Source organism: Paenibacillus sp. J22P143 (genome assembly GCF_059692035.1).
This window is the reverse complement of record NZ_JCAUAQ010000004.1, coordinates 268,608-289,860: the sequence shown is the minus strand read 5'-3', so window position 1 is coordinate 289,860 and position 21,253 is coordinate 268,608. Positions and strand designations below refer to the sequence as shown.

The window sequence follows — 21,253 nt, the reverse complement described above, 5'->3', positions numbered from 1 at the left end:
AAAGATTATTTTTTTGGAGGGAAAACATTTGAAAACAGGGTTAAAGCAAAAGATGGGTTCAGGAATGGCAGTCTCCTTATTAGCTCTAAGTCTAGCAGGAACAGTATCCGCGGCAGATTCAACAACACCTTCAACAGTACCGGCAGCTTCTTCCAAAAATTTGATCGTTCTTATTGGCGATGGGATGGGGCCGGCTGAAGTAACTGCTGCTCGTTATTACGCAAAGAAATTTCTCAATAAAGATCATTTGGAGCTTGATGGGGGCTACTACGTAGGTAAAGCAAGTACATATTCCCAAGCAAGTCCTTACACAACGGAGTCAGGCGCTGTAACGGATTCAGCAGCAGCAGCGACCGCTTTTTCAACTGGAAATAAAACGTACAATAACGCGATCAGTGTATCCAACGGTGATGTAGCTAAACCTTTCGCTTCTATTATCGAAGCTGCGATGAAGCAAGGCAAAGCAACAGGACTAGTAACAACAGACAACATTACAGGAGCAACTCCAGCGGTGTGGGCAGCGCATGTTCGTCAACGCAGCAACCAGAACGCGATTGCTTCGCAATATTTGAACAGTGGCGTCAATGTTTTCTTTGGAGGCGGTAAGGTCAATTTCACAACGAAAGAAGACAAAGGGAAGCGTACCGACAAAAATATTATTCCTGATTTTCAAGCAAAAGGGTACCAAACGGCTTTTGATAAAAAAGGTTTAGATGCAATTCCTGTAACAGCAGGTAAGGCGCTTGGACTATTCGCAGATGCCGAAATTCCTTACGTACTTGACCGTACGGATACGGTTCCTAGCTTACCGCAATTATCGCAAAAAGCACTCGATATTTTATCCCAAAATAAAAATGGCTTCGTCTTAATGGTAGAGCAAGGGCGAATTGACCACGCTGGTCATGCCAACGATCTTCCTGCGAACATTCAAGAAATGCTAGAGTTGGATGCTACGTTCAAAACACTCGTGGATTTTGCTAAAAAAGATGGGAATACATCGGTTGTCGTTACGGCGGATCATGAAACAGGCGGTTTGTCACTTGCAAGAGACAATGTCTATGAACTGAATGTTGATTTGTTTAACAAAGAAAAGCATTCGTATGAGTATTTGGATGCGGTCCTGAAGAAGGCTACAACGGCGGATGATATCCGCAAAATCGTTGCAGACAACATTGGTTTCACGGATCTGTCCGCTGAAGAAGTTCAATTGATTATGAATGGCGATGGTACGTCCTACGGTCGTGGCGGCGGTTATAACGCGGTCGTGTCGAAGCGTCTTGCGGTTGGCTGGACGGGGCACGGTCATACGGGGGTTGACGTCGGTGTTTGGGCCTACGGTCCAATTGCTGCACTAGTAAAAGGCGATATAGACAACACGGATATTGCTAAAAGTGGTGCAAAAGTGATTGGAGCTGATTTGGCAGCCGCAACGAAAGAGTTACAAGATAAATATAGTTATCCACTCTTTAAAGTGACAAGAGATAACAAAACGTTATTCACAGCGAGATCCTTGGCGGAGTCATTGGGCATACAAGTAGCTTGGGATGAAGCCGCTCGTACAGTTACTCTTATGAAAGATAGTCAAAAAGTTTCCATTCTTGTCTCTTCTGGAGCGGTTACAGTGAATGGTTCAGCAAGCGCATGGGTTGGCAACATCGATAACGGTAAACTCTATTTGCCGCTTGAAGCTTTTAACCAACTGACTGGAAAAAGCTTCACGTGGGATGCCTTTAACGAGCGTATTGTAGCAAATTAATGATAGGAGCAGGCGGACATGGGGATCTCCTTCCCTGTGTCCTCTTTTCTTTTGGAATCGAATGGAAGCGAGGGGTGTTTGCATGATCAAACTTCAGGGAATATCGAAATCTTTCCGACTGCATGGCCAAAGCTTGCCTATCTTACAGGTAGCGGAGTGGCAGATTCAAAAAGGCGAAAGAATTGCGCTGATGGGAGCGAGCGGCTGTGGGAAAAGCACGTTATTACATCTGCTTAGCGGTGTCATAACGGCAGATCAGGGTGAGATATGGGTGGCTGATCACCCCGTTCATCTTCTCACCGAAAGTAAACGAGATCGCTTCCGTGCGGAGAATATCGGTTATATTTTTCAGGATTTTCATCTCATATCTTCGCTAACCATTAGGCAAAACATCGAATTAATCATGCCGCGTACCTGGACGAAGCGGGAGAGAGCGGAGAAGCTCGATAATTGGCTCAAACGTGTAGGTTTGCAGGATCGTGGGCAGCATCTTCCTTCTCAATTATCTCGAGGTCAACAGCAAAGAGCCGCTATCGTTCGGGCGTTAATAGCAAAGCCTCCACTTCTCTTAGCGGATGAACCGACAGGCAGCTTGGATTGGGAGACGGCGAGTGAAATGATGTCTTTGCTGCTTGAGATTTGCAGGGATGAGCAATTAACCTTACTGACGGTCACGCATGATCGGCATATCGCTGAAATGTTTCCAAAACGTGTTTATATGCAAGAGCTGAATGATTTACTAAGGAGTGTTCCGATATGAAACTAATCTCCTTACTCTGGAGCCAAATATGGCATCGCAAAATCTTGTCACTTTTGACCATCTGCTCTGTGGCAATTACAGCAGCACTCGTTGTTTTCCTTCTGTTATGTAGCCAAGGCGTAGAGCAAGGAGCTGAAAAAGGCTACGGTCCCTTCGAAGTCTCTATAGGTGCTAAAGGCAGCGCTTCACAGCTTGCACTTAATACCTACTACCATATTGGTGCGCCTACAGGCAATATCCCTCTAACGATTTTAGAAGATGTACGTAAAAATGAGTTCGTGGAGTCGGCATATGCCATGACCACAGGGGATAATTACAATGGTTTTCCGATTATCGGCATGGAACCCGGTTATTTCATAACACGCTATGGCGCAGCCAAACAAATGGCTCAAGGTAAGTTGTACGGAAAGCTAGGGGAGACCATCGTTGGCTCCTATGTGGCGAGCTCACTTGGTCTACATGTAGGAGACACTTTTATTGGTGCACACGGGCTTATTAAAGGTTTGGACGAGGAGGAGGAAACTGACGATAGTAACGGCTCAGAGGAAGAGGAACACCATCGTGCCTTTACTTATAGGGTAGTGGGTATATTGCCGCCACTTCACACGTCGGATGATCGGGCTGTGTTTTCAACCCTAGACTATGCCTGGGCTGTTCACGAAAATCAGCAAGATGGCGAGCGAGATATTACAGCGATCGTCGTTAAGCCGAAATCACTCTTGGGCGCACAGTCGATCAAAACGACGTTCGCACATTACAACAATGTGCAGGCTGTCTATACGAGCAAAGCCGTTGCTGATGTTGTAAATGTCATTGATCAAGGAACACAAGCGGTAAAGTTCGTTACCGTGATATGCATTGTGCTCGCAACGGGATCGATTCTATTATCGCTGATTGCAGCGGTACATGAACGCAAACGAGACGTAGCTTTGCTTCGTCTTATAGGGAAATCGAAGCAGTTCGTTTGGTTATCACTGATCGGGGAAGGCGTCATATTAACCTTGATTGGCTTAGTTTTGGGACTTGTTCTCGGACATGTCGGAGGTTATGCGAGCCGAGATGCGGTTTTTGCACATACAGGTCTACAAATACAGGCATGGTCTTATATACCTGGGGAGTCGTTGCTGCTCGTGTTTACTTTGCTGATTGCCGTTTTGGCGTCCGTGGGACCCGCAATTCAAGCATATCGTGTAGATCCCTTGCAATTATTTCGGTCTTGAGGTGATATTAGGATGAAAAATAGACATAAAATATCGGGGCTGAGTTTGTTTGCCATGTTCGTTATCATTTCGGGTTGTGGTCAAAAGGAAGTTGAGATGACGGGTCAGTCTTTCGGAAGTATCGAATCGAATGTGGAAACAGTCGTATCTTCAACACCGAGCAGCAGTGTGTCCCCCAAGGGGACACCTAACCAAACACCTATTGCGACTCCAAGCCCTAGAGTTGCTGTACAAGAGATTGCTTCATCGGCTACCGTGGTGCAGTCACTTCCCCCATTGCCTTCCCCAGCGAAAATCGAATCCAAACCGACGGAGCCTGCCGCAACACCAAAATCGAAACCAACCCAACTGTCCTCTGAGCTTAAATGGGCTGAGTTTTTCGATACGATTAAGCAAGATACACCTTCCAATAAGTTTTGGGATATGAACGGGAAGACTGTCCAGATCAAAGGCTTTATGGGGGAAGTACTCTCTTTTGATAAACATTGGTTTCTATTGATTCCGCAGCCAGGTGCAGAGTGTCCTTTCGATAATGGCGATGAGACGTACTGGAATAAGATTATGATTGTTTATGTGCCTGATGCTATCAAACTGCGATACACCTCTGGTCCACTATTGATCACAGGGAAGCTCGATGTAGGGATTAAGCTTGACGAATCAGGCTATAAAACGATGTTTCGTTTATATGAGGCTACTTTTGAGAAAATAAAGGAATAAATCGAATTGAACGGTTGCATAAAATAGTGTCGGTTCGCAAACGATAAACGGGGCTTTCATTTAAGAATTCACGGTTACAGGAGGCATGGATACATGAATCAGAAGCAAAATAACCAAAATCAGAGCAACCTGCCAGTTGCTAAGCAAGAAGATGTTGAATTTTCAGCAGAAGTAGCAGATAAGGATGATTTCGAGGCTGCGCAGCGTGCGCAAGCGGCGGATGATCGACAGGAAGATCAGTAATGGGTGAAAGAGGGATTCTTGCCTATTTTCATTCCCCCGACCAAGCTGAAGGCGTTGCTTCCAAGTTGAAAGCCTTGCGAGCAGTGGATGTGCGGGTTGACCGCTTTATGAATGATATCGGCAGTGGTTTTGAGAGTGCAATGGCCGATAGTATGATAAGTCAAGATCATGAGATCGATGCGGTTGGACTAGATATTGTACTAGCAGCTGTGATCGATGAGGGGATCTATGAGCAAGCCGTCCGTGTGATTGAAACTGCGGGTGGCATGATGTAACGAAGAAGCACCTGTTCCAATGGACCTCTTGTTTAGGGTCGATGGGACAGGTGCTTTAACTATAAAATACTTATTCAACGCTCATCAATTTGACGAGCTTATCAGGTTGGTTTGTTATGATGCTCGAAACACCAAGGGCAAGCATTCGCCTCATCGTCCTAGTGTCATTCACAGTCCAGACATACACTTCTTTATGGTGATCTTCGGCTAACCGCATGAAATCTTCATTAACAAGCGGGTACGCCGCTGAGATAACTTCATAGTCAGAGCTTTTCATAAGCTCATCAAGTCCCTCGGTCTTTTGGCCAACGATTAGGCCAGTTTTAATCGAGGAATTAAGCGCTTTCACTTCATGGAGCAGCTTGGCATCAAAGGAGGTTACGGTACACTCTTTAACAAAATCATGCGATTGAATGAGATCAACTGTTTTCTGAGCAAGTTGAACGCCGTGGCCGTTATTTTTCATTTCGATGTTCAGCTTGAGATGGCCTTTGGCTAGCGTAATCACTTCGTCTAAGGTTGGGACATGCTCATCTTTGAAATTTTTGTGAAACCAACTTCCTGCACTTGCATTTTTAAGCTCATTCGAGGTGACTTCCCACATATTTTTGTTAATACCTGTCGTCCTAAAGGCGTTGTCATCATGCATGAGCATAACGACACCATCTGCGGTTTCTTGAACATCCAGCTCGGCAAATCCTGCATGATCTTGGATGGCTCGATGAAAAGCAGCTAAGGTATTCTCAGGCGCGTCTTCAGAGCTTCCGCGATGTGCCGTAACCTGACTGTAGTTATCAGCAAGCAAAGTAGAGGTAGTAAGGGGGGCGATCAGTGCCAATGTAAGGAAAACAGGTAGGACCATGAGTGTTTTGCGCATAAGATGTCTCCGTTCGTACGATAAATAATATGATGACTTTTTTAATGTAGCATGAACTTATTAGAAATTTGTTAGGATTCATAAAAAATAGCGCTTACATTGATGACTTCATTTTACCCCAGAAGCGAAGTGTAGTACAATATTCTTTGGTGAAAATAGACCAATTGGTTAGATTTACATAGGGAATAACCGACAGGAGGAGCTATACAGATGCTTTGGCAGGAATTAACTGTACATACAACAGAAGAAGCGATAGAAATGATAACCAATTTTGTTCATGAATTAGGTGCTGGTGGTGTTTCCATCGAGGAATCAGGTACCTTAAATAAAGAAAGAGATACTTCGTTTGGTCAATTATATGAAGAGCCATTTAACGATATCCCTGAGGGAAGAGCCGTGATCAAAGGTTACTTCTACCATGGCATGGACATGGAGCCTGTTCTGGCTAACTTGAAGGCATCCGTTGAACAACTGGCAGAATTTGATATTGATACGGGGAACCCAACATTTGCTGTTGTCGAAGTCGATGATGAAGACTGGGCACATGCATGGAAAACGTATTTCAAACCGATTCGTGTATCCGATCGCTTAACAATTAAACCGACATGGGAAGACTACACGGCATCCGAGGGTGAAATTATCCTGGAGTTAGATCCAGGCATGGCATTCGGAACGGGGACACATGCAACGACATCGCTTTGTTTGAAAACATTGGAAAAAGTAATGAAGCCTGGAGACGACGTCATTGATGTGGGAACCGGCTCTGGTATTCTCTCCATCGCAGCAGCTAAGCTTGGGGCGAAGCATGTACTTGCCGTGGATCTAGATCCCGTAGCTGTTACGAGTGCATTGGATAATACGAAGCAGAACCAACTCGAAGATAACATTACAGTGAAACTTAGCGATCTTCTTGGCGTACTAAAAGAAAGCGAGTCCGAAGGGGACGCAGGGTTAGGTGTTACGATTCCCGTTCAGCTCGTAGTTGCGAACATTTTGGCTGAGGTCATTGTCATGTTCGTTGATGACGTGTACGAGGTGTTGCAGCAAGGCGGTTATTACATAACTTCAGGTATCATTACGAACAAAGAAGCGGATGTAGAAAAAGCACTGGTTGCAGCTAAATTCACGATCGTAGAGAAAAACTATGATTCGAATTGGGTTGTGATCGTAGCTAGAAAGCTGTAGGTGTTGGCTCATGGGAGGCTTATTATTTTACGAATGGAATACGTTGCCGTTTGTGATTTTGGCTTTAGTTATTTCTTTTACACTGCACGAGTGGGCGCATGCATATAGCGCCTATAAATTAGGTGATTCTACGGCATATCAGTTTGGCCGTGTATCTTTGAACCCGATGGTACATCTGGACCTTTTCGGGACAATTATGCTTTTGATTGCCGGCTTTGGTTGGGCCAAGCCCGTCCCAGTAAACCGTGGGAATTTCAAACGTCCTCGCTTGTATGGGATTATAGTGACCGCGGCGGGACCGCTTAGTAATTTGATTTTGGCTTTTATTACCATAGTTATCGCTGTGCTATTTGAGAAGTATGGCTGGCTCGGTGGAATGTCAAAAGGTAGTGGAGATGCAATTGTTCAGTTCTTAAATAAAATGCTGAGTATTAATATCACACTGTTTTTATTTAATTTAATTCCAATCCCCCCACTTGATGGCTATCGAATTATTCAAGATTTGGTTGATTTCAGATATACGGAAGCTGTTCAAAAATTTGAACAATGGGCATCTGTTATTTTTCTCCTGGTTGTATTCGTTGGACCATTGCGCCGTGTGACTCTTGACCCTTATTTAAGCTTGGGGAATGACATAGTTAGACATTTTTATAACGTGATTACGAGCATAATAGGCACGTAACCTCTAACCAGACAGTTCCATATAGATTTTCCCGTACAAACGAGGTATGATGGTGTGTGGAAGTTAGACGTACTACGTAGAGATATTCGAATGAAGTTCAAATGAACGTAGATAGAGAGGCTTTGACTATGCAGCGTTATTTTCTACCGCTAGAGCAGTTCCATGCTGCTACACAAACAGTCACCATTGAGGGAGACGACGCCCATCATCTGGGTCGCGTCATGCGTGCAGAGGTAGGCGATGAAGTCATCTGCAGCAATGGTGTGGACCGCGAGGTGCTCGTTCGTATCACTCAGTTAGACAAGGGATCTGTTACCGCAGAAATCGTGGAGGAGCTATCCATGGACGCGGAAGCGGCTGTTGACGTGTGGATTGCGCAGAGCTTGCCGAAAGGCGATAAGATGGAGCTTATTATTCAAAAAGGGACCGAGATCGGGGCAGCCCGGTTTCTTCCTTTTTTATCGGAACGAACGATTGTGCAATATGATGCGAAGAAAGAAGCTAAACGCACGGAGCGCTGGCAGAAAATCGCAAAGGAAGCAGCAGAGCAAGCCCATCGCAACCGTGTACCGCAGATTGAAGCCGTCTACTCGTGGAAGCAACTGCTGCAACGAGCGAAGGAAGCAGATGTCGCTTGGATTTGTTATGAGAAAGAAGACGGTCAGCAGCTGAAGCCTGCTATACAGGCAGCGCTAGCGACAGGTCAATTAGGAGCAGGTAAGCAAGTATTGATTGCAGTTGGCCCCGAGGGCGGATTCACAGAGCAAGAAATTAAGCAAGCTGAAGAGGCTGGCTTTCGCTCGGTTTCGCTGGGGAATCGCATTTTACGGACGGAGACGGCAGCAATGGTGGGCCTTACGTGTCTGTTCTATGAAACCGGAGAAATGGGAGGATAAGCACAATGGCAACGGTAGCGTTTCATACACTGGGATGTAAAGTAAACTTTTATGATACAGAAGCAATTTGGCAGCTTTTCAAGAATGAGGGCTATGAACAGGTTGATTTCGAAAATACAGCAGATGTCTATGTGATTAACACATGTACGGTAACCAACACAGGGGATAAGAAAAGTCGCCAAATGATTCGTCGCGCGATTCGTCGTAACCCAGAAGCAATTGTTGCTGTAACAGGTTGTTATGCTCAAACGTCACCAGCTGAAATTATGGCAATTCCAGGTGTAGATATGGTCATCGGGACGCAGGATCGCGAGAAGATCATTCCACTTGTGAAGCAATTTGAGTCGGATCGTCAACCGATCAATGCGGTTAGAAACATTATGAAAACACGGACTTTCGAAGAATTGGATGTTCCTGATTTTGCCGATCGTACGCGGGCATTTCTGAAAATTCAAGAAGGCTGCAACAACTTCTGTACGTTCTGCATTATTCCTTGGTCGCGCGGGCTAATGCGCAGTCGTGAGCCGCAAAGCGTTATTGCGCAAGCGGAGCAGTTGGTAGCTGCTGGTTATCAGGAAATCGTCCTCACAGGTATTCATACTGGGGGCTATGGCGAAGATATTGAAGATTACAGCTTGGCGAAGCTGTTGAAGGATCTGGATAAAGTCGAAGGCTTGAAGCGCATTCGGATTTCCTCCATTGAAGCTAGCCAAATTACAGATGAAGTGATTGAAGTTCTGAAATCCTCAGACAAAATGTGCAGACATCTTCATATTCCGTTGCAAGCAGGCGATGATCAGGTGCTCGCGCGGATGCGTCGGAAATATACGACTGCTGAATTTGCTCGTAAAATTGAGCGCCTTCACGAGATTATGCCAGATGTGGCTATCACGACGGATGTTATTGTTGGTTTCCCAGGAGAGACGGAAGAAATGTTCCGTGATGGATACAAGTTCATGGAGCAAATGAAGTTCTCCGAAATGCACGTTTTCCCTTATTCCAAGCGGACAGGTACGCCTGCTGCGCGGATGGAGGATCAAGTGGATGAAGAAATCAAAAATGCGCGTGTTCACGAACTTATTGATCTTTCCGAGAAAATGCAATTGGCTTATGCTCAAAAATTTGTTGGGCAAGTCTTGGAAGTCATTCCAGAGCGCACATACAAAGGTGCTCCTGATAGCGGCTTGTACAGTGGTTACTCGGATAACTATGTTCAGTTAGTTTTTGAAGGCTCAGAAGAAATGATCGGTCAAGTATGCCGTGTGAAAGTAACCGAAGCTGGTGTGAATGAAAGCAAGGGGCAACTCGTGCGCATTCTTGAAGGCGTAGTGAATTTGTAAGTGAAGTAGTAAGGCAATTACCCACCTATACTCGTGGTCGTTCCTTTTGAACACATAGGAAAGTATAAGGTTTCGGTATCCGAAAATTGCTTTCATATTGGCGATAAAACCTACCTCTAAACGCGGTCGCTCATCATTGAATGGCCTCGATAGAGGTTTTCTCAATGACTGCGTTAGAGGTTTTCTCGATTACATGGGAGTCTGTACGAATGGATTGTAATGACTAAATTAAGATGAGGTGCTTCGAAAATGACGCTAAACGCGAAAGAAATTGCTAGCTATATCGACCATACCCTATTGAAAGCAGAGGCGAGCACAGCTGCGATTCACAAATTGTGTGAGGAAGCTGCGAAACATCAATTTTTCAGTGTGTGTGTGAATTCACAATTTGTAGCAACAGCTGCCAAAGCTTTGGAAGGAACGGGTGTTAAGGTTGCTGCTGTGGTTGGTTTTCCGCTTGGCGCGAGCTTGAGTGAAGTGAAAGCCTTCGAAGCAGCTAAGGCTGTTGAGAACGGTGCGGCTGAAATTGATACAGTATTGCCCATTGGTTTGCTTTTGGAAGGACAATTGGATGCTGTTCGTTCAGATATTAAGCAAGTTGTGGATGCGGTAAAAGGGAAAGCCATCGTCAAAGTGATCATGGAAACGGGCTTCCTGAATGATGAGCAAAAAGCTGCTGCATGCCGTCTTTCAGAAGAAGCGGGTGCTCATTTCGTGAAAACATCGACTGGCTTTGGCCCGGGTGGAGCAACCGTTGAAGACGTTCGTTTGATGCGCCAAAACGTATCCAGCACCATTGGTGTAAAAGCATCAGGCGGTGTACGTGATGTAGAGACGGCAATTGCGATGATTGAAGCGGGTGCAACGAGATTGGGCACGAGCTCAGGCGTAGCTATTGTGAACGGAACTCAAGGCGCTTCCACATACTAAGATAGCAGAGTGGCAAGGCGACAAGGGACCCCACGATATTGAAAATAGTTTGAGAACGGGCAATCTGTGAAGCAGCGTCATCTGCAAGGAGTGCTGAAAGACTAACGAGCACGTGGATAAAAGGGTAAAAGAGGATCGCGCCTCCGACATTCAGCAGCACATGCGACCAGGCGACGTATCTCCCGGCGCGTGAGCTGCTCATCCCGGCGATCAGTGCGGTGACACAGGTGCCGACATTGGCGCCAATGGTAATCGCAACCCCAAGCTCGACGGGAATGGCTTGGGCAGCGGCAAGACCCATCGCCATCGCGATGACGGCGGCGCTGCTATGCACGAGCGCGGTCACCGCTGCGCCTGCGAGGATGCCCCAGAGCAGGCTGGTTTGCGCCTGGTGGACGAACCAGGTGAAGAGACCGCGGGACTGCAGCGCAGGGCCGATGGTTTGCATGATCTCGATGCCGAGCAGCACGAGCGAGAAGCCGGCCGCCGCCAGCGAGCCGTAGCGGACGCTGCGCACCCACTGGCGACCGCCGTGTGGTGCGGCGGTCAGTCGTGTTGCCGCGACAGGCGTTTGCGCCGCGTGTGATCGTGGTCCGCTTGCCTGAGGCAGCGGACCGGCCAGCCAGCTCGCCAGCCAGACGCTGGCGCTGGCGATCAGGATCGGCACGCCGATGCCACCCAAGCTGAGCCCGATCAGCTCAGTGGTGAGGCACGTGCCGATGTTCGTTCCGAGAATCACGCCTAGTGTTCTCGGGAAGGACAGGACGCTGGCGCCGACGAGGCCGATGGCGATGACTGTGATCGCGGTGCTGCTCTGCAGCGCCGCTGTCAACACGGTGCCGGTGATGAGGCCGCGCACCGGTGTTCGGGTAAACCGCTCCAGCCACAGCTGGAGGCGAGGGCCTGCCCAGGTCTGAAGCGAGGTCTCCATGAGCTTCATCCCGAACAGAAATAAGATAAAGCCTGTGACAACAGGCAGTATAATAGCATGAATCATGAAAGGATCTCCTTTTCGTGAGTGTACGACGTTTTCAACCAATATATGTGACCGTACAGACAAGCATGACAAGCCAGATGGTATAGGTGAACGGTTTCACGCAAAGGACGGCTAAAAAACATGGCAGTAGTATTTTTACATAAGAAACGCAAACCCCGCTTGGAGCAAGGACATCCATGGGTGTATAAGACTGAAATTGAGCGCACGGATGGTGACATTGTACCTGGACAGCTTGTTTCCGTTCAAAACCATCTCGGCAAGTATCTAGCAACTGGTTATTACAATGTTGCTTCTCAGCTAACGGTACGTATTGTATCGTATAGCCCGATTGAGGCGATGACGACAGACTTTTTCGTTGAGCGTTTTACACGTTGTTTCCTTCATCGTCAGCGTTTTGTGAAAGGAGCTCAGTCCTATCGTTTGGTGTATGGGGAAGCCGATTTCCTGCCAGGACTGATTGTTGATAAATTCGAGAACACGCTTGTTGTTCAGCTTTTAACCTTGGGGATGGACCGCTGTAGAGACAATATTGTGGAAGCCCTGGTACAAGTCATGAAGCCGGCAGGGATTTATGAGCGAAGTGACGTTTCCATTCGAGAACTGGAAGGTCTGAAACAGACGAAAGGTCTTCTCTACGGAGATTGTGCGAAGCATGTTGATATTTTAGAAAATGGGCTACGCATCCGTGTTGATATTGAGGAAGGACAGAAAACGGGATACTTCTTCGACCAACGTGAGAATCGCGCAGCGATCGCGCCACTGATGACTGGCTGGGGTCACCGCAGCGGCATCAATTTGACGGAAATCGAAGAAAATGGCGTAACACAAATGCTTCCTGTGAATGCAAATGGTAAAGTAGTGACGTTCCCGCTATGGGACGGAGCGTCTGTGCTCGAGTGCTTCTCGCATACGGGGAGCTTCACATTGAATGCTTGTCAATTCGGCGCGAAAAAAGTGACGTGTCTCGATATCTCGGAGCATGCCATCGAAAGTGCACGTACGAATGTTGCTCTGAATGGATTCGAGGATCGTGTCGAATTCGTTGTCGCGGACGCCTTTGAATACTTGCGTACGCAAGTGAAAGGCTTGGATGAGCGTAAGCTTCGCTCTTCGGCAGGCGCTGCAGGACAAGCAAAAGTAGACACTTCAAAGCCTGTTGGTACCGGTGGACGGACTTGGGACGTCGTTATTCTCGATCCTCCAGCCTTCGCTAAGACGAAAAGCGCCGTTGAAGGAGCTTGCCGCGGCTATAAGGATATCAATTTGCATGGTATGAAGCTGGTTAATGAGGGTGGATATCTCGTCACAGCAAGCTGTTCCTATCACATGCATCCTGAATTGTTCCTTGAGACGATCCATGCGGCAGCAACAGATGCAGGTAAAATGTTGCGCTTGATTGAGTTTCGTGGAGCAGGGATGGACCACCCGCGCATTCTAGGCGTGGATGAAGGACATTATTTGAAATTTGCGATTTTTGAAGTGCGAAGCAAATAAACATAAAGTTTTTGATAAATACGCAAAGCTGGGTAATTCTAGCTTTGCTTTTTTGTGCGAGTTAGCGGGTTTCTCTCGAGTTAATCGAAAAATTCGATTAACTCGAGAAAAATAGCGCTTCACGGGCAGAGTTAGTCGATAAATCGACTAACTCTGGACTAATCCGTGTGTGTCAGAGGATAGTCCAAATCGTCGGTTTGATGCTTTTCGTTTTTTGTTTTCCGTGCTATAATAATAGAATATATGTTCGTATTTTACCCGGAATACATCCATCAGAATCCCCCTCCATCATCTACCACGCCGACTCATCACCAGAAATATGCTAGAATAGAAAGATAGAAAACGAGAATTGCTTACGAAGCAAGCTTTCCGACGGAAAGTGTTAGGAGGCCCTGGATGTCCATTCGTTTCATAATTGGTAGAGCCGGGAGCGGCAAGAGTGAACGCTGTTTGACGGAAATAAAGCAGCAGTTGGCATCAGCGCCTGAAGGTGATCCGCTGATCTTACTCGTCCCAGAACAAGCCACATTTCAAGCAGAACATGCGCTTGTATCAGATCCTAGTATTCGTGGGATGATCCGCGCGCAGGTACTTAGCTTCCACCGTTTAGCTTGGCGCGTGATGCAAGAAGAAGGCGGCACAGCAAGACTGCCTATTGATGATACAGGTAAGAAATTGCTGTTAACGAGCATTTTACATAAATACAAAGATAAGCTTCGTCTATTCGGACACTCAGCTGAGCAAATGGGGTTTGTTGACCGACTTAATCAGCTTTTTACTGAAATGAAACGCTATTGTGTGACGGCTGATCAGCTAGAGACACATGAAAATAAACGGGTTACTAACCTAGGAGAACACGGCTTATTACGCGATAAAATGCACGATATTCAATTGGTGTATCGGCAGTTTGAGGCTGAGCTAGCAGGGCAGTATTTGGACGGCGAGGATTACTTGACGCTACTTGCTGCGCAAGTGCCAAGCTCCGTTTATTTGCGTTCAGCTTCGGTTTGGATCGATGGATTTCATGGTTTTACACCACAAGAATTCAAGGTGCTTGGGTCGCTATTTGCTGCTTGTAAGCAAGTGACGATCACGTTATGTCTGGATCGCGAACTGCAGGCGGGGGATACGCCGGATGAATTGGATTTATTCCATCCCACGGCTACGACAATGGTTCGCTTGCAAGAGATGATTTGGCAGCTAGGCCTTGGTGCGGCTGAGATTCTTAGGCTTGCACCAGATCGTTCGCCGCGATACGAAGATAGTCCTGCTCTTGCTTATTTGGAGCAGAATTTTGATCGTCGAATTGGCGGGGGAGCGCCTAGATATAAGACTTCCTCAGGGGAGAAGATAGCCGACCAGCTCGTTATTAGGGAAGCTGTTCATCGCCGTGCGGAGGTTGAAGGCGCAGTGCGCGACATGCTGCAGCTAGTTCGAGAGCACGGCGTACGATGGCGCGAAATGGCCATTATGGTGCGGAATATGGAAGGCTATCAGGATCTGCTAAACATGGTGCTTACGGATTATGAGATCCCTCACTTTTTTGATCAGAAGCGGTCGGTACTTCATCATCCGCTCGTGGAATTCATTCGGTCTGCGCTGGAGGTTATACAGCATAATTGGCATTATGATGCGGTGTTCCGTTGTATCAAAACGGATTTATTACTGCCGCATGATGCGACATCTCAAAGGACTGAGCTTGATAAATTAGAGAATTATGTGCTTGCATTCGGGATTCAAGGCTATAGATGGACGGATGGTAAGCCATGGACATATCAGTTTCGTGCCAATTTGGAGCAAGCAGAAGATCAGATGAATGAACAAACAGCGGAGCTTCTAGCGCTAAATACGAGCAAATCATGGGTCGTGGGTCCATTGCTTGCGCTATCTAATCGTCTTGCACAAGCACGAACAGTTAAAGCTCAGGTTGAAGCGGTTTATGAGCTATTAGTCACGGTTCAAGCGCCAGAGAAGCTAGAAGCATGGACACAGCAAGCAACCCTTGCTGGAAAGCCGGAGAAGGCTCGTGAACATGGTCAAATGTGGAACAGTGTGATGGATATGCTGGATCAATTGGTGGAAACCATGGGCGATGATGAGCTTTCCTTGGAGTTGTTTAACGGCCTTATTGAAACAGGGATGGAAAGCATGAAGCTGGGGTTAGTGCCTCCTTCGATGGATCAATTACTGATCGGCAGTATGGATCGAACTCGCTCAAGCGGGATTCGGTATGCGTATATTTTAGGTGTAAATGACGGGGTTATTCCAGCGCAGATGGCTGAAAAAGGTGTGCTGACAGAAGCGGAACGAAGTGTTCTGATGGATTCGGGATTGCCAATGGCTGATGGAAGCCGCCGAAAGCTGTTGGACGAGCAATTTATCGTCTATACCTCGTTGACAGTACCGGGCAAGCGGCTTTGGATGAGTTATCCTTTAGCTGATGAAGAAGGGAAATCGTTATTGCCTTCAGAGCTGATGAGACAAATGCGACAGCTTTTTCCAGGGACGGAAGAATCGCTACTTCTTGCGGAACCGTCAGTGGAATCGCCAGAAAGTGAGCAAGCAGCCTATCTCTCGCACCCGACACAAGCGATCTCCTATTTGGCTATTCGCATGAAGCATTGGATGCTAGGCGGACGTATGTCAGAGCTATGGTGGGATGCGTACAATTGGTATGCGGAACAACCAGCTTGGCAGACGAAGCTGCAATCTCTCGTTCAGGCGTTGCAATATACGAATAAGGAGAAGGGGCTTACCTCTTCAACTAGCAAACTGCTATATGGTCAGCATTTACGCGCCAGTGTTTCGCGCATGGAGAAGTATGTGGCATGTCCGTTCTCTCACTTCGTTTCACATGGATTACGCTTAAAGGAGCGTCGCGTGTATCGCTTGGATGCTCCAGATATCGGACAATTGTTCCATGCAGCCTTGAATCAATTCGTACAGAAGCTTCAGCAGGACCAGCTTGATTGGGGCTCACTATCCGCAGAGCAATGTATGGAGAGATCTGCACAAGTAGTGGACGAGCTCGCACCGAGGCTTCAAGGTGAAATTCTGCTGAGTTCAAGTCGCTATGCGTATATTGCTAGAAAGCTTAAGCAAGTGGTTGGCAGGGCGGCAGTCATACTCGGCGAGCATGCGAAGCATGGTCAATTTCAACCCCTGGGGCTGGAAATTGATTTTGGACCAGGCAAGGATTTGCCTTCACTCACATTTGAATTGGAAAACGGCTGTACGATGGAAATTATCGGTCGTATTGACCGTGTGGATCGCGCGGATGGTGAGCAGGGTGTGCTTTTAAGGGTTATTGACTATAAATCCAGTCAAACGGCCTTACAGCTTTCAGAAGTGTACTACGGATTATCCTTGCAGATGCTAACGTATTTGGACGTAATTCTTACGTATGCGCAGACGTGGCTAGGTGTTGAAGCAAAGCCGGCAGGCGTGCTTTATTTCCACGTGCATAATCCGTTGCTCCAGCAAAAAAATGCACTGGATCCAGCCTCCGTCGAGAAAGAGCTTCGTAAACGTTTCAAAATGAAGGGCTTGGTTACTGCGGATGCTGAGGTAGCTGGATTGATGGATGATGAGCTTATCCATAGCTCTGGTCATTCTCAGCTCATTCCTGTCGCTTTAAAAAAGGATGGAAGCTTCTACTCCACTTCATCGGTTGCGACGGACGAGCAGTGGGATACGCTCCGGAACTATGTACGTAAACAAGTGAAACAAATTGGTACGAACATTACAGATGGTCATGTTGATATCGCTCCTTATCGTTTAGGTAAAAAATCAGCTTGCCAACATTGTTCGTATACCGCGATTTGTCAAATAGATCCCTTATTTGAAGGGAATGACATTAAAGTCTTTCGACCGCGTGCGAAGGATCAGGTATGGACTGAGCTGGCAGCGCAGGTTAGCGGGCCGTGAAGGTAGAAAGGAGCGTACAAAGTGACACAACAGCAAGAACCTAAACCTATCGGAAGTACATGGACGGATGATCAGTGGGATGCCATTACCCTCAAGGGACAAAACATGTTGGTTGCCGCTGCTGCGGGCTCTGGTAAAACAGCCGTACTCGTGGAGCGGATCATTCGACGGATCTCCAATGAGTGGGAACCGATCGATGTAGACCGATTACTCGTTGCAACCTTTACGAAGGCGGCAGCTTCCGAAATGAAGCATCGGATCCGAGAGGCACTTGAGAAAGAACTGATGAAGCAGCCTCATTCACAGCATTTACGTAAACAGCTGGCGTTAATGGGGAAAGCATCGATTACTACGCTGCATTCCTTTTGTTTAGAGGTTGTACAACGATATTTTAGTCTCATTAAATTAGACCCAGGCTTCCGCATAGCGAATGAAACTGAAGCTGATTTGCTCCGTCAAGACCTTCTCGGCGAGATGCTAGAAGAATATTATGCTGCTAGTGATGAGAACAGCGCCTTTTGGCGCTTGGTAGACTCATTCAGCGGTGAACGTAATGATAATGCGATTATGCTGCTCATTCAGAAGCTGTATGATGTATCCCGCAGTCATCCCTGGCCAGAGCATTGGCTAAGAGGGACGGCATCCATGTTCGGACCGTCAGAACTCCATACCAAGCAAGAGAAAGTGGATGAGGCAACAGCGGTAGTTGAAGAGGCGTTGCCTTATGTTGCCGCGACATCTGTGCCCGTGGATTTTTCACTATGGGAGCAAAGTCTAGTTCGTGATCTTTCCCTAGAACTAGAGGGAGCGTCGGATTTGCTAGAACAGGCCATCAACATCGCAGAATCACCGGGAGGACCTGCCCCGTATCTAGATAATTTACGCGATGATTTACTGCTCGTTCAGAATTTATTGGAAACAACGACATATCCTTGGTCCGTCTTGTATCTGGGGTTTCAAACGGTTGAGTTTGGTAAGCTCAAAGCCTGCAAAGGCGATGATTACGATAAAGAGCTACAAGATGAAGTCAAAGAGCTGCGAAATAAGGCTAAAGAACAGATTAACAAATTAAAAGAAGAATTGTTCGGACGAACGCCAGAGCAGTTCCATCAAGAAATTGCCGAAATGGCTCCGTTACTACACGTCCTCGTTGATCTCATCGTTGATTTTGGCGGACGGTATCAAGCCGCGAAAGCTGCGAAGGGTTTGATTGACTTCGCCGATTTGGAACATTACTGTTTACAAATTCTAAGTGCCCCTGGTTCCATGCCTGGTGAATTGTATCCTTCAGAAGCAGCTCAAGCGTACCGGAAACAATTTGCTGAAGTGCTTCTGGATGAATATCAGGATACGAATCGCGTCCAAGAAGCCATTGTTGAGTTGATTTCAACAACTAAGCCAGGGAATCGGTTTATGGTTGGCGACGTGAAACAAAGTATTTATCGGTTTCGACTGGCAGAGCCAGGTTTATTTTTAGAAAAATACAAAGCGTATCGTTCTAACAAAGAAGTTGCATCAGATCGTGAAATGAACGGTGGAAGAATTGACTTAGCGAGAAATTTCCGCAGTCGAGTTCAAGTCGTCGATGCGGTTAACTTTATTTTCAAACAAATGATGAATGAAACTGTCGGTGAAATTGCCTACGATGAGCGCGCGGAACTGGTATATGGAGCGGGTTATCCCCCTTCTGCATCGGACTGTTCTGTGGAGATGCTGCTGATTGACCGTGGTAAAGACGGAGCAGACAAAAGCGAAGCGTTCACGGAAGAATCTGATGACATTGCGGATGACATGAACGCCGAGGGTGCTGAAAGTGGGGTTGATCCCGCTTTGGAAGCGGAAGAGCTGGAAACCGCACAACTGGAAGCACGCACGATTGCTAGTCAAATTAGGGGCTTATTAGGTGCAGGAGATCAGGAACCGTTTCAGGTTTTTGATAAAAGAACGGGCGGTGATCGCCCAGCAACTTACAGGGATATCGTGATTTTATTACGAGCAACCCAAGCGTGGTCGCCAATTATAATTGATGAGCTTAAAAAGCAAGGAATTCCTGCGTATGCAGAGCTCAGTACAGGATACTTCTCGGCAACAGAAGTTGAGACGATGCTTTCCTTATTGAAGGTTATTGATAATCCGTATCAGGATGTTCCTTTAGCGGCTGTTTTAAGATCTCCTATGGTAGGGCTGACAGCTGAGAATTTAGCGCAAATTCGAGTTGCTGATAAATCCGTACCTTTCTATGAGTCTGTGTTACGCATGGTTCAACAAAGTACACACATTAAGCACGACGAGCTGCCAATTAAATTGACCAGATTTCTTGAACAATTAGAACAATGGCGTAATGATGCTAGACAAGGCTCACTTGCAGACTTGATATGGGGAATTTTTAGACAAACGGGCTACTATGATTTCGCTGGTGGTTTGCCTGGAGGTATGCAAAGACAAGCCAATTTAAGAGCGCTATATGATAGAGCTAGACAATATGAGAGCACATCTCTACGTGGATTATTCCGCTTTTTACGCTTTATTGAGCGGATGAAAGAAAGCGGAGGCGATCTTGGAACTGCGCGTGCGCTTGGTGAACAGGAAGATGTCGTGCGTATTATGTCCATTCACAAGAGCAAGGGCTTAGAATTCCCCGTTGTTTTTGTGGCTGGAATGGCGAAAATGTTTAATCAACGAGATTTGAATGAGGCGTTCTTATTGCATAAAGAGCTGGGTTTTGGACCGCGATTTGTAGATACGACGCTGCGCGTAAGTTACCCGACTCTACCTTCACTTGCGATTAAAAAGAGGCTGAAACTAGAGCTTCTGGCTGAAGAAATGCGCGTGCTTTACGTAGCACTCACGAGAGCGCGTGAGAAATTGTATTTGCTTGGTACTGTGAAGTCGTTAGACAAGCTGCTGCGTGGTTGGGGACGACATTTATCAAGAGAGGCGTGGTACTTGCCTGATTTTGAGTTAGCTAAAGCGAAGAGCTATCTAGACTGGGTAGGACCTGCTTTGCTTCGTCATCCCGATGCTGCCTTGTGGCGTGAACGACTTGGGATTAGTGATATGTCTTCGGATGTACGATTGCTGCGTGATTCTTCGCAATGGAAACTATCGGTGATTACACCAGAAAGCTTGCAAATGCTGGATGTACTAGAAGATGCGGTGGCAGCGCCAGATAACGATCGTTTCATGGCGATTCAACAACGTGAAGTTGTCGCTACGTCTGGAAAATGGAAAGAAGCTTTGGAGGAGCGACTCTCCTGGCAATATGATTTCCCAGATGCACCTAAGCACTTTGCCAAAACAACGGTTTCGGAAATGAAACGGTTATCTGAGGTCAACCGCATCGTAGATGAGTTCGAGTCGCCTATTCCTTTGGAATCCAAAATGGTAACTTCGATTTGGCGTAGACCGAGATTTATGGAAGAGAAGAAGCTAACGGCAGCAGAGAAAGGGACTGTTGTTCATGCCGTAATGCAAAATATGTCTTTAGCGGAATTGCCGACGGAGGCAAGTATTCAGTCAACTCTCCAAGAGATGTTGGACAAACAAACGATGACGCAAGATCAGCGCGATGTGGTAGATATTCCTGTAATTTTGAAGTTTTTCGAGACGCCAGTTGGTATACGGATGATTCATGCTCATCATGTGCAGAGGGAGGTTCCATTTAGTTATGGCCTGCCTGCTGGTGAGGTTTATTCCGAGGCAGATCCATCCACGATAGGCGAGACTGTGCTCATACAAGGGGTTATTGACTGTCTTTTTGAAGATGAACTGGGACTTGTTCTCGTAGATTTTAAGACAGATGCTGTAAGGGGCAGTACGGATTTAGAGCTGCAGCTACGCTACGAGAAGCAAATAAGTTTGTATGCTCGGGCTGTGGAACACATTTGGAAACGTCCAGTAGACGGGAAATTCCTTTATTTCTTTGATGGTGCCAAACTCGTAGAAATGTAAGAT

16 protein-coding genes are annotated in these 21,253 nt (G+C 46.8%); 14 read left to right on the top strand and 2 right to left on the bottom strand.

The features are described from left to right. Positions 1–28 precede the first annotated feature (28 nt). The 6 genes from AC58PQ_RS10490 to AC58PQ_RS10465 all read left to right on the top strand — a co-directional run bounded on the left by AC58PQ_RS10490 (position 29) and on the right by AC58PQ_RS10465 (position 4,971). Positions 29–1,756: an alkaline phosphatase gene (locus AC58PQ_RS10490; protein ID WP_497241880.1), complete on the top strand. Its 1,728-nt coding sequence runs from the start codon at positions 29–31 to the stop codon at positions 1,754–1,756. An 82-nt stretch (positions 1,757–1,838) separates the two neighbouring features. After that, positions 1,839–2,516 carry an ABC transporter ATP-binding protein gene (locus AC58PQ_RS10485; protein ID WP_497241879.1) on the top strand — a complete coding sequence of 226 codons (678 nt, stop codon included), beginning with the start codon at positions 1,839–1,841 and terminating at the stop codon, positions 2,514–2,516. Continuing rightward, on the top strand, positions 2,513–3,736 hold the full coding sequence (locus tag AC58PQ_RS10480) for an ABC transporter permease (protein WP_497241878.1): 1,224 nt from the start codon (positions 2,513–2,515) through the stop codon (positions 3,734–3,736). Before AC58PQ_RS10485 ends, AC58PQ_RS10480 begins: the two co-directional genes overlap by 4 nt. A 12-nt stretch (positions 3,737–3,748) precedes the next feature. Then, positions 3,749–4,453 (top strand): hypothetical protein, encoded by a 705-nt coding sequence (locus AC58PQ_RS10475; protein ID WP_497241877.1) that lies wholly within the window; start codon positions 3,749–3,751, stop codon positions 4,451–4,453. 66 nt (positions 4,454–4,519) lie between these two features. Next, complete coding sequence (locus AC58PQ_RS10470) at positions 4,520–4,696, top strand: YfhD family protein (protein WP_497241975.1); 177 nt, start codon at positions 4,520–4,522, stop codon at positions 4,694–4,696. Then, entirely contained in the window at positions 4,696–4,971 is a 276-nt protein-coding gene (locus tag AC58PQ_RS10465; protein WP_497241876.1) for a hypothetical protein, read from the top strand. Before AC58PQ_RS10470 ends, AC58PQ_RS10465 begins: the two co-directional genes overlap by 1 nt. Positions 4,972–5,041: 70 nt before the next feature. Here the strand turns inward: AC58PQ_RS10465 and AC58PQ_RS10460 are convergent, their stop codons facing one another. Beyond that, positions 5,042–5,848, bottom strand: a complete 807-nt coding sequence (locus AC58PQ_RS10460; protein ID WP_497241875.1) for a glycerophosphodiester phosphodiesterase — start codon at positions 5,846–5,848, stop codon at positions 5,042–5,044. A 210-nt stretch (positions 5,849–6,058) separates the two neighbouring features. Here AC58PQ_RS10460 and prmA point away from each other — a divergent pair, with 210 nt between their 5' ends. The 5 genes from prmA (at position 6,059) to deoC (ending at position 10,881) form a co-directional block, all read left to right on the top strand. Beyond that, the gene (gene prmA / locus AC58PQ_RS10455; protein ID WP_497241874.1) at positions 6,059–7,033 is read left to right on the top strand and encodes a 50S ribosomal protein L11 methyltransferase; all 975 of its coding nucleotides are present in this window, start codon (positions 6,059–6,061) and stop codon (positions 7,031–7,033) included. Between the two features lie 10 nt (positions 7,034–7,043). Then, a complete protein-coding gene (locus tag AC58PQ_RS10450) occupies positions 7,044–7,715 on the top strand; it encodes a site-2 protease family protein (RefSeq protein WP_497241873.1) in 672 nt (223 codons plus the stop codon). 128 nt (positions 7,716–7,843) lie between these two features. Next, entirely contained in the window at positions 7,844–8,611 is a 768-nt protein-coding gene (locus tag AC58PQ_RS10445) for a 16S rRNA (uracil(1498)-N(3))-methyltransferase (RefSeq protein ID WP_497241872.1), read from the top strand. 5 nt (positions 8,612–8,616) lie between these two features. After that, positions 8,617–9,951 (top strand): tRNA (N(6)-L-threonylcarbamoyladenosine(37)-C(2))-methylthiotransferase MtaB, encoded by a 1,335-nt coding sequence (gene mtaB, locus AC58PQ_RS10440; RefSeq protein ID WP_497241871.1) that lies wholly within the window; start codon positions 8,617–8,619, stop codon positions 9,949–9,951. A gap of 249 nt (positions 9,952–10,200) precedes the next feature. Beyond that, positions 10,201–10,881: a deoxyribose-phosphate aldolase gene (gene deoC, locus AC58PQ_RS10435; RefSeq protein WP_497241870.1), complete on the top strand. Its 681-nt coding sequence runs from the start codon at positions 10,201–10,203 to the stop codon at positions 10,879–10,881. On the opposite strand, the gene AC58PQ_RS10430 is transcribed toward deoC, so the two are convergent. Continuing rightward, positions 10,844–11,878 carry a Na/Pi cotransporter family protein gene (locus AC58PQ_RS10430; RefSeq protein WP_497241869.1) on the bottom strand — a complete coding sequence of 345 codons (1,035 nt, stop codon included), beginning with the start codon at positions 11,876–11,878 and terminating at the stop codon, positions 10,844–10,846. The two genes, deoC and AC58PQ_RS10430, sit on opposite strands and share 38 nt — an antisense overlap. Before the next feature lie 120 nt (positions 11,879–11,998). Here AC58PQ_RS10430 and AC58PQ_RS10425 point away from each other — a divergent pair, with 120 nt between their 5' ends. From AC58PQ_RS10425 to addA, 3 genes are all read left to right on the top strand, one after another. Continuing rightward, a complete protein-coding gene (locus AC58PQ_RS10425; protein WP_497241868.1) occupies positions 11,999–13,372 on the top strand; it encodes a class I SAM-dependent rRNA methyltransferase in 1,374 nt (457 codons plus the stop codon). Positions 13,373–13,768: 396 nt separating this feature from the next. Then, positions 13,769–17,299: a helicase-exonuclease AddAB subunit AddB gene (gene addB, locus AC58PQ_RS10420; RefSeq protein ID WP_497241867.1), complete on the top strand. Its 3,531-nt coding sequence runs from the start codon at positions 13,769–13,771 to the stop codon at positions 17,297–17,299. Positions 17,300–17,320: 21 nt separating this feature from the next. Further along, complete coding sequence (addA, locus tag AC58PQ_RS10415; RefSeq protein ID WP_497241866.1) at positions 17,321–21,250, top strand: helicase-exonuclease AddAB subunit AddA; 3,930 nt, start codon at positions 17,321–17,323, stop codon at positions 21,248–21,250. Positions 21,251–21,253 lie beyond the last annotated feature (3 nt).